Annotated in this window: 13 protein-coding genes; 1 reads left to right on the top strand and 12 read right to left on the bottom strand. The window is 42.3% G+C overall.

The window, feature by feature from the left end; genetic code table 11:
* Nucleotides 1–12 precede the first annotated feature (12 nt).
* The 12 genes from I2484_RS13325 to I2484_RS13270 form a co-directional block, all read right to left on the bottom strand.
* Entirely contained in the window at nt 13–651 is a 639-nt protein-coding gene (locus I2484_RS13325) for an ABC transporter permease (protein WP_207151565.1), read from the bottom strand.
* Nucleotides 648–1,616, bottom strand: a complete 969-nt coding sequence (locus tag I2484_RS13320) for an ABC transporter ATP-binding protein (protein WP_207151532.1) — start codon at nt 1,614–1,616, stop codon at nt 648–650. The genes I2484_RS13325 and I2484_RS13320 overlap by 4 nt, the downstream gene beginning before the upstream one ends.
* A gap of 20 nt (nt 1,617–1,636) precedes the next feature.
* Nucleotides 1,637–2,287 carry a uracil-DNA glycosylase gene (locus tag I2484_RS13315; RefSeq protein ID WP_207151531.1) on the bottom strand — a complete coding sequence of 217 codons (651 nt, stop codon included), beginning with the start codon at nt 2,285–2,287 and terminating at the stop codon, nt 1,637–1,639.
* Between the two features lie 336 nt (nt 2,288–2,623).
* On the bottom strand, nt 2,624–2,965 hold the full coding sequence (locus I2484_RS13310; protein WP_207151530.1) for a DUF6054 family protein: 342 nt from the start codon (nt 2,963–2,965) through the stop codon (nt 2,624–2,626).
* Between the two features lie 108 nt (nt 2,966–3,073).
* Complete coding sequence (locus I2484_RS13305; protein WP_207151529.1) at nt 3,074–4,279, bottom strand: MFS transporter; 1,206 nt, start codon at nt 4,277–4,279, stop codon at nt 3,074–3,076.
* 90 nt (nt 4,280–4,369) lie between these two features.
* Nucleotides 4,370–5,179, bottom strand: coding sequence for a zinc transporter ZupT (gene zupT / locus I2484_RS13300; protein ID WP_207151528.1), 810 nt, complete (start codon nt 5,177–5,179; stop codon nt 4,370–4,372).
* A gap of 102 nt (nt 5,180–5,281) precedes the next feature.
* Nucleotides 5,282–7,336 carry a flagellar assembly protein A gene (locus I2484_RS13295; RefSeq protein WP_207151527.1) on the bottom strand — a complete coding sequence of 685 codons (2,055 nt, stop codon included), beginning with the start codon at nt 7,334–7,336 and terminating at the stop codon, nt 5,282–5,284.
* 278 nt (nt 7,337–7,614) lie between these two features.
* Nucleotides 7,615–8,586, bottom strand: a complete 972-nt coding sequence (locus I2484_RS13290; protein ID WP_207151526.1) for a siderophore ABC transporter substrate-binding protein — start codon at nt 8,584–8,586, stop codon at nt 7,615–7,617.
* Nucleotides 8,587–8,670: 84 nt separating this feature from the next.
* Nucleotides 8,671–9,432, bottom strand: a complete 762-nt coding sequence (locus I2484_RS13285; protein ID WP_207151525.1) for an iron ABC transporter ATP-binding protein — start codon at nt 9,430–9,432, stop codon at nt 8,671–8,673.
* Nucleotides 9,429–10,379, bottom strand: coding sequence for an iron chelate uptake ABC transporter family permease subunit (locus I2484_RS13280; RefSeq protein ID WP_207151524.1), 951 nt, complete (start codon nt 10,377–10,379; stop codon nt 9,429–9,431). The genes I2484_RS13285 and I2484_RS13280 overlap by 4 nt, the downstream gene beginning before the upstream one ends.
* Nucleotides 10,372–11,322, bottom strand: a complete 951-nt coding sequence (locus I2484_RS13275; protein WP_207151523.1) for an ABC transporter permease — start codon at nt 11,320–11,322, stop codon at nt 10,372–10,374. Before I2484_RS13275 ends, I2484_RS13280 begins: the two co-directional genes overlap by 8 nt.
* A 266-nt stretch (nt 11,323–11,588) precedes the next feature.
* Nucleotides 11,589–12,467 (bottom strand): DUF6612 family protein, encoded by an 879-nt coding sequence (locus tag I2484_RS13270; RefSeq protein ID WP_207151522.1) that lies wholly within the window; start codon nt 12,465–12,467, stop codon nt 11,589–11,591.
* Between the two features lie 219 nt (nt 12,468–12,686).
* On the opposite strand from I2484_RS13270, the gene I2484_RS13265 reads away from it, so the two are divergent.
* Nucleotides 12,687–14,405 carry an ABC transporter ATP-binding protein gene (locus I2484_RS13265; protein WP_207151521.1) on the top strand — a complete coding sequence of 573 codons (1,719 nt, stop codon included), beginning with the start codon at nt 12,687–12,689 and terminating at the stop codon, nt 14,403–14,405.
* Nucleotides 14,406–14,822 lie beyond the last annotated feature (417 nt).

Genomic DNA, 14,822 nt, shown 5'->3' with positions numbered 1-14,822 from the left:
TTTTTCCCCCTATCAATGTTGTACGCCTTTTGGTGTTACCTTCTTCTCTACCCATTTCAGAATAAAGTCAAAAGCGATGGCGAGTAATGCAACTGGCAGTGCCCCTGCAAGAACAAGCGCGTTGTTATAGGATTGTAAACCTCTGTAAATAACATCTCCCAGCCCGCCTGCTCCGACGAACGTTGCAAGCGTGGCAATGCCGACCGTCAGCACAGTCGCCGTCCGGATACCTGCCATGATGACAGGCAAGGCAATCGGAAACTCAATTTTCTTCAAGATTTGATTGGGGGTCATCCCCATTCCGCGTCCCGCTTCGACAATCGCTTCATCGACACCCGTAAGACCTGCATATGTATTGCGCACAATTGGCAACAGCGCGTAAATAATAAGTGCAATAAGTGCGGTCTTTGAGCCAATTCCGATGAGCGGAACAAGAAAACCGAACAAAGCAAGACTTGGTATCGTCTGTAAAATCGCCGCTACACCAATGATTGGCTCTGCAAAACGACGATGACGGGCAACCAACATTCCAGCTGGTAGGGCAATGAGTATCCCGATGGCAAGTGCTACGAAAGACAGAAAAATATGTTGTAGAAAAGCTTCTGTAATCATGTCTGAACGACTAGTCACCGTCTCTATAAAGTTCTTCATGATTTCACCCATTTCCCGTTCTCCATTGATGCTTGCAAGAGCGAATGATGACCAATATAGCCGATTACAACTCCATCCTCGGCTACAGCTAGACGACTGTTAGGATAAGCATCCAGGACAGTAATTGCATCATCGACTGTCAGTAACGAAGTCACTTCTCTTACTTCACCTGTCCAAGTTTCATCAAAAAAATTAGTGAACTCTTTAATAGGCCTCTGACCGAAATTACGCTGTCTGTCTATCCGCTCAATTCCGATGAATTCACGAACAAAATCGTTCGCTTGTTTTTCAATTAAGTCACCTGGTGAAGACATCTGTTCAATTTGGCCGTCCCGCATGATAATAATTACATCTGCAATGTCGAGCGCTTCGTCCATATCATGTGTTACAAATACAATAGTCTTTTTGATTTTCTTCTGTAACTTCTTCAATTCTTTCTGGAGCTGTTCTCGGCTGATAGGATCAAGTGCCGAAAAGGGCTCATCCATTAAAATAATGTTCGGGTCACTCGCAAGCGCTCGGCTAACACCGACCCGCTGCTGTTGACCCCCTGATAGTTCAAAAGGATAACGTTTCTTAAATACAGCAGGATCGAGATCCACCATTTCAAGTAGTTCATCGACACGAACAGAAATTCTTCCTTTATCCCACTTTAGTAATTCAGGAACAAGTGCAATATTATCTTCAATCGTCATATGAGGGATAAGACCGATTCGTTGAATGACATAGCCGATTGAACGGCGTAGCTCCACTTCATCTCGTTCAGAAATTGGCAGCTCATCGATATAGACGGCACCTTCTGTCGGCATTTCCAGCCGATTAATCATCCGCATAAGCGTCGTTTTTCCACAGCCAGAAGGGCCAATAATGGCCGTTAACTTATGTGTAGGGATTGTCACGGATACATTTTTCAATGCTTCCGTCCCATCCGTAAAACGTTTTGTTACATTATCAAAGCGGATCATAGAACTCCTCCTTTTGTATTTTATCTATCTGCTTCTCGTAATATGCGACCGATTTCCAACCAATCTGCATCTAGCGACGGTCGATGCGATGGCCTGTAAAAAATAGATGCTGGATGAAATGTCGGCACAATCTTGTACACCTTTTTTGTCCAGTTAAACGTGGTATCTTCTAGCTCATTTAAATAGTGAATGGGTCGCTCCAACAGCTGACCGTGCAGTTCGGTCACTTTCGCCTCTTTGCTAAGTAACCGTTGCAATCCGACGTTACCTAGTGTAACGATGAGTTTCGGCTCAATGTTCGCTAATTCATAATCGAGCACGGGTGCATGTGCCAAAATTTCTTTCATGGTTGGTGGGCGATTATATTTCCGTTCTGTCGTCGTTCCGTCGCGGTTATTTTTCGTTCCCCATCTATAAGGTCTACTTCGCACCGCACTTGAAATATAGACGTCTTCACGTGTTAAACCGATCGTCGCGAGTGACTTCATCAGCTCCTTACCAGCACGACCGATAAAGGGAATGCCATCAACCAATTCGAATTCACCAGGTGCTTCACCTATTAACATCAGCTCCGGTTTTTTTGGACCTTCTCCGTAAAGGAACCCCTCCACAGGAAAACCCGCTATCCGTTCCCGGCCAAGATTCGCAATCGATTCAGGTATACGGAACATCTGAGCACCCCTCTCTTGTGTATTCATTTTAACAAAATAAGCCTTTCCATCAAAAGGAAAGGCTTCAGGCTATATTGCTACTGACGTGGCGTGTTGTTCAGTATCTAGGAAATACTATTGACTACGTAGGTTGAATGAATGATTCCACTCCATACCGCATCGGCGCATAGGGGATGCCTTTCGCTCTTTCGCTATAAGCAGAATAGCTTTGCTACCAGTCTAAACCCTGTAAGGCGCCTTCGCTGGGTTGAAACAAGTACCTGATGTCAGCATCTGGCATTGAGTTCAATGGCTACTACATATTATATAATATGAGTATTATGCTCACTCCACATTCTAACCCACTATATACGACCCTAATGCTAATTCCACACTGTTTGCAAAATTATTTCCCGCGCCCCAATCAAAGCGCATGAACATCCCCTCCGAACTGCCGGATGCGACCGCATGGACTTTTGTATGTCCTTCCAAGTTATCAATTGTCACAGTAAGCGATGCGCGGTTGCTGGACCGCATATAATACTTTTCCAACACGACGATATGGACTTCCTGTTCGCCGAAACGTCTGACATACCGATCGATGAGCGTTCCACTGATACTCCCTCCAACAACGAATGTCTCGATAGCATTCATCGCCGCCGCTGGTGAAATAGTTACAGTAAATTCACGTACTGACATATTCTCATCTCCTTTTATCCTTACCTTCTTTTACGGATGAACAGCGGGGAAGTTTCATTTTAAAAAACCAAAAAGACCCACCCTTATTATAAAAGGTAGGCCAAAAATTCATTCCAACTCAGTTTGTTTTGTTTCCGTTCCTAAAAAGACAACGGCTAGTACACCTATAATAATCGCGCCGCAGAAGATGCCGAAAATTAAACCAAATCCGTATCCTGCCGCAAGAAGTGTGCCGATGAGCAACGGTCCAAATATACCGCCAATACGACCAACCGCTGCCGCCATTCCGGATCCCGTTGCACGAATTGCAGTCGGATATTGTTCTGGTGAATACGCGTACAGAGCTCCCCAAGCACCTAAATTAAAGAAGGATAACAGTGCACCCGAAGTAAGGAGCAATGGAAGTGTTTCTGCGTTACCAAAGAACAATGCACTTGCTGCAGTTCCAAGTAGATACGTGGCAAGGACGAATTTCCTTCCCGCCCTTTCTATTAACCAGGCAGCCGTGAAATAACCTGGTAATTGAGCAAGCGTCATAATAAGTACGTATTTGAAGCTGTGGATTAAATCAAATCCTTTCATTACCATTACACTCGGTAACCAAAGGAACATACCGTAATACGAAAATACAACCGTGAACCATACTATCCAAAGCATGAGTGTTCGTCGTGCATACTTTTTCGACCATAGTGTTTTAATCTTTTCTATAGCTGATTGTTTTGGTTTTCCATCTAACTCGAACTTTGGAGAATCTGGTAGTCTGCGCCTAAGGTAAATGGCGTAAAACGCAGGCAACGCAGTAATAATTAGGGCAAGTCTCCAGCCATAGTTCGGAATAACAAAGTAAGCGATTAAGGCTGCTATCAGCCATCCTGCCGCCCAGAAACTTTCAAGAAGAACGACAACGCGTCCCCGTTCATGCGCCTCTACACTTTCAGATACCAATGTCGATGCGACTGGCAACTCGCCGCCAAGGCCCGCTCCAACAAAAAAGCGGAGAATTAGAAAAGCGGTTAGCGTCATCGTCAACGCAGACAACCCGCTAGCCACAGAGAACAGGACAAGCGTCATCATAAATACGTTTTTCCTTCCGATTTTATCCGCAAGCATTCCAAATCCTAATGCACCGACTGCCATCCCAATCGAGTTTACGCTGCCTATCCAGCCCATCTGAGACGGCGTCAAATGCCATTCTACTGCAAGTGCCGCGATAACGAACGACAGAATTCCCACGTCCATTGCATCGAACATCCAGCCCGTTCCCGCTAGCCCTAATAATTTATTTCGAGAAATTTCCTGTTTCTGTTTCTTCATAATATGTCTACCCCTTGTCGTGTAGTGTGCAAACTGGTGTCTTTACACCTGTCAGTATACCTCAAACACCAAACCCACACAAAGGTTTTTTTACGCGACAATAACGAGGCTGACAGCCATTACGGCCATTCCCGCCATAAAACCGTAGACCGACAAATGCGCTTCGCCGTATTCCCTAGCTGCAGGCAGTAATTCATCGATTGAAATGAACACCATAATGCCCGCAACTGCGGCAAAGATAACCCCGAACATAACGCCGTTCAAATACGGCATCAAAATAAGGTAGGCCACAATCGCGCCAACCGGTTCTGCCAATCCAGAAAGAAACGACAACTTGAATGCCTGCTTACGATTACCCGTTGCAAAATAGATAGGTACGGCGACAGCAATCCCTTCTGGAATATTATGTATTGCGACTGCGATGGCAATAGCGATTCCAAGCGTAGGGTCTTGCAACGCCGAAGTGAAAGTTGCAATCCCCTCTGGAAAGTTGTGTATGGCAATAGCAAGGGCCGTAAACATACCCATTTTTTTCAGCTTAGCATATTCATCATTCGTCGGACCTGCATTCACGTGTTCAACACTCTTTACCTCATGTGGATTCCCAATCGCAGGAATCAGACGATCGATAATTGCAATCACTAACATACCTCCGAAAAAGCCGGCGATTGTCGCCCAATAGCCATTGTTAAGGCCTAGATCTACTACAAGCGCATCTTTTGCTTTTACAAATATTTCGACCAGTGACACATAAATCATAACGCCCGCTGAAAATCCAAGAGCTATCGAGAGGAACTTTGTATTCGTTCTTTTTGTGAAAAATGCGAGCAAGCTACCGATTCCCGTTGCAAGTCCCGCAAATACAGTAAGAGCGAATGCAAACAGTACATTTCCATCCATGCAGACATCTTCTTTCTATTTCTAGGTTAGAACTATTGTATGCTACGGGTTTCCCTATCTCAACATCTGACCTAGAATATTTTTTTGACTAAAGGAGTTACGTTAGTCGATCAACAGCACGCCCTCATCATCCAGCCGTGCATACACGCCCATTTTGCTAGTTGTAAATATATACGACCTACTTCCGACATGAACTTCTGTTCCCGCATGTGCATGCCCAATCGTAATATTCCCTTGTTCTCCTGTTCGAATAACCGTCTTCACTACATTCACAGAACCTGTATTTTGAAGGGATATTTTATTCGAAGCGATGATTTCTCCGCCACGGCAAACGCCGTGCACGCTTATATCGTGACCTGCTGTAACCGAACTGTGATATAGCCCTTTTGAGGTCACCACAATATTGCCATTACTATATAACACGCTATTGATGGCGTAGGGTACTGAAAGTAATAATTGCGGTTCCGCTTTTTCACCATACAATTCCACAAGGTTTTTCACTTCCAAGATTAAAGACTCTAAACCACTCATATCTTTTAATTGCTTATTTTTAGATGTTATAAATACTTCATATAATTTGCTAGCCATTTCAGTCCATTCTGACGATAGTTGAAGGCTATGATTTTTCACTTTCTGTATAAAGTGCCTATTTAAGTCCTGGAATTCCATGTATTTCTCTTCGAGTAAGAGCCTGATAAGGTGGTTCAATTCGGCTTGGCTCAATTCATTGCTCGTCTGGTCCCGTATCAAGAGAACTTGATGGATTGCGGCCCGAATTCGTTCTAGGAACCCAACGACTTCCCTAAGCTTACATGTCAACTCACTTATTATTAACTCCTGTTTCCCGACACTAATTGTAGATGAAAAAACATTCCCATTCACAAATACCGATTTCATGGCATGAATCGCCGCTTTCGTCACCGAGCCTCCAATAACAACTGTTCCTGTGGCACCAACGAACATCGATGGATGGATACTCCCTTGCACATTCACACTCCCTTCAAAGCGGATATTCCCACTTTCCATATCAACTTCCCCCCGGTGGTGAAATTCACGGCTGATGTCCAATTTAACAACCTTATTCCGCCAATCCACTGTTGGATTCCCTGAAACCGTTGCAATAATGTCAAGGTCTACTTGTACAACATTTTCGCCTAGACGCATAACAATGTCATCCACTTGTTTCACTGGAACCATCTTCCCAAGAAGACTACTGCCTGACGCTCCCTGCACTGGTGGTATATGTGTTGCAATTACTTGACCAGCCTTGACCGACACAATCATGGTCATCTCACGAAAATCAATTTTCTCCATTTTCCTTGAAATTTCCCCTCGGTAATCGATATGCATTTCCAAATCTCCGTCAAGCCCCTCAATAGGCGATATTCCCTTCGCAACAATCGTTTCGAACGGTTTAATCACTTCTGTCACTTTCTTGATGGCTGGGAAGAGCAATCCCTTTTGTATACCTAATGATTTCAGACGGTCAACAATTGCTTGAGGTTCTAAATCGTTGTAGTACTCAATATCCTCCTCTGCCTCAATACAAAAAACTTGTTCCAATTCTGTGTCATGTAATGTGCGTTTCACTTTTTTACCCGGTGTGAAAATAAGCATTGCTAGCATGTCATGTTCGATTAGTTGAATCTCAAAGTGTGGTGGTATAAGCTCATCATTTACAGCTACTTCTACTATGTCCCCCGGTGAGATGATTGATTGTTGCTCTACTTGTTTACCATTCATATAGAGCTTTACGTTCCCGCTAGAAATGACTACAGGGCATTTATTGCCGGAAAACTGAGTTTCAATCTTTTTATTGATGATACGTGCTCCAGCAGCTTTACTAATTGTCGATGAAAGATCAGTCAGCTTTAACACATCGTTCCCTTCCTGATTAACCCTTTCAACCGAATCTAATCCATTTGGGTATTCTTCGATTGACAGATTTCTGTATTGCGTCTTTTCCATATTGGACGATGGTCCCAGGATTTGTGTAACATTTACTTCAGCCATTGTTTTTCGCAAACCAAAAAGACCCTTTCGCGGATTCATCAATACTTCAATAAGGACTTCTTCCATTTTCAACTCCGTAACCGATAAGGCTAGCTGGATAGCTTCCTCAATCGTTTCTGCTTTTACCGTGATTGATTTCCCCATATCATCCCCCCATTTCAAGTCTAATTTCCGTTTACTCTAATACATTTATATTATCATATTATTCTATATACTATACCTATATACCTAGTGAATCTTAATCTTCGTGTGATTACGATCTAATCTGGTATATCCAACTGCCAATCATACACATAGCTCACAGCACCTAAATTCTAGCTATAGACTACCGCCTTTCACGGGTAGCCAGTGGGTTCTATTTTACTATGCAACAAAAAAAATAGAACCGATTCACTTTTAAGTGAACCGGCTCTATTTAGTATTTACATTGAAGCTTCAATTTCTTTGATCATTTCTTTCAAAGATAGAAGCCCACCGCCTGAAAGGTACCAATAATCAGGGTCTAGATAAAATATTTTACCGTTTTTATAAGCGTTTGTTTTCATGACAAGTTCATTTTCAATTGAATCTTTCGCACTTGCATCGCCACCAACTGCTGCATCACGGTCTATAACGAAGAGAGTATCCGGGTTTGTTTCAAGGATATATTCGAATGTGATACTTTGACCATGCGTCGAAATTTCAAGATTTTCATCAGCTGCTTTATAGCCAAATACATCATGAATAAGACCGAAACGTGAATTTATTCCATATGCACTTACTTTTCCTTCATTTCCAAGAACGATCAATGCTTTTCCATCATTGGTTGACGTTTTTTCTTTAATAGTAGTGATTTGCGCATCGATTTCAGCAAGTTCTTCTTTCATTTCATCTTCTTTACCAAATATTTCTGCAACCATATTCATATTGCCTTTGAATGACTCCATATATTTCGATGTATCTACTCCAACATAGATCGTTGGTGCGATTTCACTTAATTCTTTATATAATCCTGATTGACGACCAGAGATAAAGATAACATCCGGTTGCAATGCGTGGATTGCTTCAAAATCAGGCTCTTTTAGACTTCCCAGGTTCTTATACTTTTCATCCTCATATTTTGAAAGGTATGACGGAATATTCGATTGTGGAAGCCCTGCAACATCAATACCAAGCTCATCGAGTGTATCTAGTACACCAAAGTCGAATACAACGACTTTTTCAGGATTTTTCGTGATAGTTGTTTCACCAAGTTCATGCTTGATTGTCATTGATTCTGGTTCTGCAGGTTTTGCTACTTCAGTTTCTTTACTGCCGCCAGTTGTGTTCTCTGCAGGTTTTTCATCTTTCGTTCCGCATGCAACAAGAAAAGCCATTAGTGCAAACATCATCAATGTAATTGTAATTTTTTTCATCATAACCATCCTTTTAGTTTTAATTTTTTCAAGCTTTTTCAATTGGGCAGCAGTCTATACTCCAGATGCCCTGTACTTTCCCTATTAAGAGTCAAAGTACACACATATGCGGCAATTAGCCATTTGTTTAATCGGTATATCCATATCGTAGATTTCTTTTAACGCATCGGAAGTAATAATTTCATCAGTCGGGCCATCTTTGACGACACGACCTTCTTTCAGTGCAACAATTCTGTCCGAATAGACGGATGCGAAGTTAATGTCGTGTAAAACAATGACAACTGTTTTACCAAGCTCGTCAACGAGCCTTCTCAATATTTTCATAATCTGAACGGAATGCTTCATATCTAGACTATTAAGCGGTTCGTCCAACAGGATGTATTCCGTGTCCTGCGCGATAACCATTGCAATGAATGCACGCTGGCGCTGTCCACCCGATAATTCATCCAGATAATCATGCTGCATGCTCATTAAATCCATATAGTCCATTGCCTGATCAATAATTCCTACATCTTCCGTAGTCAGTCTCCCTCTTGAATGCGGGAAGCGGCCAAATGAGACAAGTTCACGGATTGTCAGACGGACGTTCATGAAGTTTGATTGCTTTAATATGGATACCCTTTTTGAAAACTCGTTGGATTTCATCTGTTTAACATTATTTTTATCGACCAGCACTTCACCCGTATCTGCGTCTAGTAGTCGGCTTACCATTGAAAGGAGCGTCGATTTACCCGCACCATTTGGTCCGATGAAAGATGTGATCTTACCACGATGGATATTGACATTGACCTTTTCAACGACCGCTTTTTTACCATAAAACTTTGATAGTTCACGGACTTGGATCATGTAGATCGACTCTCCTTTAATAGTAGGTAGATGAAGTAGATGCCACCGACAAAATTGATAATAACACTGAGTGTCGTTGAAAACGTGAAGACTCGTTCGACGACCCATTGTCCCCCAACTAAAGCAATGATACTCATAACAGACGCACCTGCAATAAGAACGGTGTGCTTATATGTTTTGAAAAACTGATAGGCCAAATTTGCGACAATCAAACCAAAAAATGTGATTGGACCGACAAGTGCAGTCGAGACTGCTATCAAAATAGCCGAAAGAACAAGCATCGTCTTGACGACTTTATCGTAGGATACGCCTAGGTTAATAGCAGTATCCCTCCCTAGTGATAGTACATCGAGATCATTGAAATACTTCCAGCCGATGACAAGACTTATGACAACGATACCAAGTGCCCACCAGACGAGCTCTCCGCTAACATTATTGAAACTCGCAAACATCTTATCTTGTACTAGCATGAATTCATTTGGATCAATGAGCACTTGCAGAAATGTTGAAATGCTTCCAAAAAATGTACCAACAATGATTCCAACAAGTAACAGGAAGTAAATTGGCTGTTTGCCGCCCCGGAATACAAACCGGTAGAGGAGAAGCGCGAATACGACCATTGCAGAAACAGATATTATAAAATTCACTTGTTTATTAACGATTATCACATGACCCGAACCGAGGAAGAAAATAACAGCAGTTTGCAACAATAAGTACAGTGAGTCCAGCCCCATAATACTCGGTGTCAAGATACGGTTATGTGTAATTGTTTGGAAAATGACTGTTGAATACGCAATTGCAACGCCCGTAATAGCCATTGCCATTACTTTGATACCGCGGCGTGGTAACGCATAGTCAAAACTTCCATTTAAGCCTTGGAAAAGATACAGAATACAGAAGAATGCTGCGAATACAGTGAGTATGATTAGTTTCGTTGAGTTACGCATAGGCCTTCCTCCTAAACAATAAATAGAGGAAAATTCCGCTGCCAATAACGCCTACCATCAAACTGATTGAAATTTCATATGGATAGATTAGTACTCTACCTAAAATGTCGCAGATAAGGAGAAATATCGCACCGAGCAGTGCCGTATGGGGCAATGTCTTCTGTAAATGATCCCCTTTATAAATAGAAACGATATTCGGAATGATTAATCCAAGGAAGGGAATCATTCCGACCGTCAAGACGACGGTGGTGGTAATAAGCGCAACAAGGACAAGTCCGATATTGACGATTCGCCTATAAGCAAGCCCGAGGTTTTTAGAGAAATCCTCACCCATTCCTGCAACTGTGAACCGATTTGCATACATATAAGTGATGATTAGTACGGGAATGCTTATGTATAGAAGTTCATAACGTCCTTTCATAATCATCGAAAAATCACCTTGCAACCACGCCGACATATTTTGGATGACGTTCGCTTTGTAAGCGAAAAACGTCGTAATTGATGACAAAATATTGCCGAACATTAACCCGACGAGTGGAATGAAGATCGCGTCCTTGAATTTGATACGGTCAAGGATTTGCATAAACAGTAGCGTGCCGGCAAGCGCGAATACAAATGCGATAATCATTTTTTCAATCGTCGATGCGTTTGCGAAAAACAGCATCGAGACTAGAATCCCAAGCCGTGTTGCATCCAAAGTTCCTGCTGTCGTTGGTGAAACGAATTTGTTCCGGCTTAGCTGTTGCATAATAAGACCTGCAATACTCATCCCTGCGCCAGCAAGGAGAATGGCCACAAGTCGCGGCACACGGCTAATTAAGAAAATTTCGGTTTCTTCCGACTTAAAATCAAGCAGTGCCATTGGCGTGATATTGCTCACTCCTACGAATAACGATAGGAATGATAGACTGATGAGTGCGATGAGTAAGTAACGTATCTTCATGGGTATCCCCGATATCGATTATTTACAACCAATTGAGAATCCATTAATGAAAACCATTATCGATTAGCTGCAAATTCAATTATAGCATGCTAGAAACACCTGTCAAACAATAACTGAAAATCATTATCATTGAGAATACTGAACAAAATCACAGAGATTCCCCTTACAGACGCGATATCTTTACGTTACAAATTAGCTATAGTTCAAAACTATTAATTTTCTAAGCATTAAAAAGACGCCGGAATTAATATCCAGCGTCCATTATTTCACTGATCCATCGATTCGTTGATCTCGACAGCTTTATCTAGTATTTCTTGTGGAACTTCAATTTTGTCAATTTTGTTGATCTTGCTAATGTCCGCTTTTACTTTTTGATCAATATGCATTTCTTCGCCTTCGACTTTCATTGTCATATCCATCTTCATATTAAATGCATTCGTGTAGAATGTTTTTTTGTCTATGAAGATTTCATACTCGAGTGATTTCACTTCAATGTTTTCCAACACTTCCGCCTGTTCTTCGTTCATTTCCATCCCCGCAGGCACATTTTCTGTAGCTACTTTTTTGAATAATTTACTGAATTTCTCACCTGACGCGGATAGTTTGAGGATGTACGAATCTTCTGTTTGCTCAAACTTGAAGTCATCGGCAAACTCCTTGAACATGTTCATATCGAGTGTAGGATCTGCTCCTCCGCCCATTTGGCCAATCATTCCCTCGTACATTTCGTCTGGCAGCTTAATCCATCCCACCGACCCAGGTTCATTCATGAAGAAGCCCGCGTTTGTCATATAGACTTCCACGTCCATATTGCCTTGCTCCCCCATGTCCATATTCATCTTCTGATACATTGATAGAGGTTCCATGACCATATCCATGTCTATTTTTATAGTACTGTTCATTTCGAACTCTTGACTTGGCACTTTAATTTGCTGATCAATATCCATTTTTGCATGCATACTCTTTTGGTCTTTAGATACTTCCATAGCCTTTTTGTAAACTTCCTGCGCTGTCATTTTGCTCTTATTTTCGATTTCTACCTTTTTCCCCGTATCCGGATCCGTTTTAGTCTCCGCCGCGGTACTACAGGCACCAAGTCCGAGGACAAGAATTCCAGTTGCTATACCCTTCATCCAATTCTTCATATCATTCGCTTCCTTCCATTTGCTAATTTTATCTACTTATACTCATACGACTCAAAATGTAAATAGTTCCACTTTTCCAACAAGATGAATAATTATACTTACTTCCATATACAACTATAGTCCCGTAAGTCAGTTATTTCGTTTTCTGAAATTAATAATCGTTTTCTGCCTTCATATCCGCTATACTAGCGATAATCAGACAAAAGGAGCTAAAACTAAATGCTTAAGCAATTCTTTTCGTACTATAAACCGCATAGGCGGCTATTCATCATCGACTTTTCGAGTGCGATTTTCGTAGCGCTTCTTGATTTAGCCTTTCCAGTCGCGGTGAAGTGGTTCATTGACGATTTGCTGCCCAAAGGGAACTGGGGACAAATTATCACAATTAGTAGTATACTGTTGATCATTTATTTACTAAGTACGTTCCTTCAATACATAGTCAGCTATCTCGGTCACAAGCTCGGCATCAATATCGAAACTGATATGCGCCAGCAGTTATTCACCCATGTACAGAAACAATCATTTCGTTTTTTTGACAACACCAAAACAGGCCATATTATGAGTCGGATTACCAATGACCTGTTTGATATCGGTGAACTGGCCCACCACGGTCCCGAAGACGTTTTCATCGCCATCATGACGCTTATCGGTGCATTCGCCATCATGTATAGCATCAATCCTGAACTTGCACTTATTGCAATTATCATGGTACCCTTTCTCATTATTCTCGTGACATTCTGCAATATTAAAATGAATGCAGCATGGCAAAATATGTACGGTAAAATCGCAGACGTCAATGCACGTGTAGAAGATTCCGTGTCAGGCTCACGCGTCGTCAAATCTTTCACAAATGAAGATTTTGAAATCGCACGTTTCCGCATAGACAACGGCAATTTCAGAACAGCCAAACTTGTCGCCTATAAAGTGATGGCGTGGACCCATTCGAGTATGTATATGATGACCCGGCTTGTCACGCTTATCGTACTTGTTGTTGGAGCATGGTTCACGTATAACGATAAATTGTCGTATGGCGAACTTGTCAGCTTTGTGTTATTCGTCAATGTGCTTATTAAACCTGTCGATAAAATCAGCGCATTATTGGAACTATATCCGAAAGGAATGGCAGGATTCCGTAGGTTCCGTGAATTAATTGAACAAGAGCCTGAAATTAAAGACCGCCCAGACGCAGTCGCTGTTGCCCATTTGAATGGAGATATTGTCTTCGATGATGTCCATTTCCATTATGATGACAACAAAGCGGTTCTAGAAGGTATTAATTTGAACATACGCGCGGGGCAAACCGTCGCATTCGTCGGGCCATCCGGCGCCGGGAAAACAACAATTTGTTCACTCATTCCACGTTTTTACGATGTCACCGAAGGCGCAATTTCTATTGACGGCATCGATGTACGCAATATGACGCAGCACTCCTTGCGTTCACAAATCGGTATCGTTCAGCAAGATGTCTTTTTATTCACCGGGACCATTAGGGAAAACATCGGCTACGGTAAATTGGATGCGGTTGACGAAGAGATCATTGAAGCGGCAAAAAAAGCGCATCTTGAAGATTTCATCGCTGCACTTCCTTATGGGTATGATACGCAAATTGGAGAACGTGGTTTGAAATTGTCGGGCGGTCAGAAACAGCGTCTCGCTATTGCACGCATGTTCTTAAAAAACCCGCCGATTCTTATTTTGGATGAAGCAACATCTGCTCTCGATACAGAAACAGAACGTATTATTCAGCAGTCGCTCGCTGAACTTGCTGAAAATCGTACAACCCTAGTTATCGCGCACCGATTGGCAACAATTCGTGATGCTGACCGCGTTATTGTTGTCACGGAAAACGGGATTGCGGAAGATGGCAAGTACGATGAACTTGTGAAGAAAGGCGGGATTTTTGCCCGACTGCACAACAATCAATTTCAAGAGGTTTAACATTCGAATTAGCGGGCATACTAGAACTATTCCACCCCCTTTCTCTTAGAATAGAAAAAACAGCACCACATGACCTCCCTAGTCATGTGGTGCTGTTTTCTGTTTTTTTAAATGATAAGAAACTATACTTTTTTGACTTAGAATAGTGTCTAGGCTCCAATTCCTAGGCACTCGAGTCGCTTCAGCCCTTGTAGATAAAGGCAAAACGCGCCTTTATCTTAAGGCCCTCCGACGTTGCCACAGGACGTGGCGAATTTAGTCGGCCAACGCTTTTCGGGTCTACCAATGCGCTTGCGCTTTTCTTAGTGTCTAGCTCCATGCGCCAGCCGCTCGGGTCATAAGCAATCCAGCTATGTGGCAAAGAGCGCCACGTCGCTGGATCGACTTATGCCTGTCGCGTCTAGAAGGCGCCTTCCG

Origin of the sequence: Sporosarcina sp. E16_8 (genome assembly GCF_017347095.1) — a bacterium.
Lineage (GTDB): Bacteria > Bacillota > Bacilli > Bacillales_A > Planococcaceae > Sporosarcina.
The sequence above is the reverse complement of the archived record's forward strand: the minus strand, read 5'-3'. Positions and strand labels throughout refer to the sequence as shown.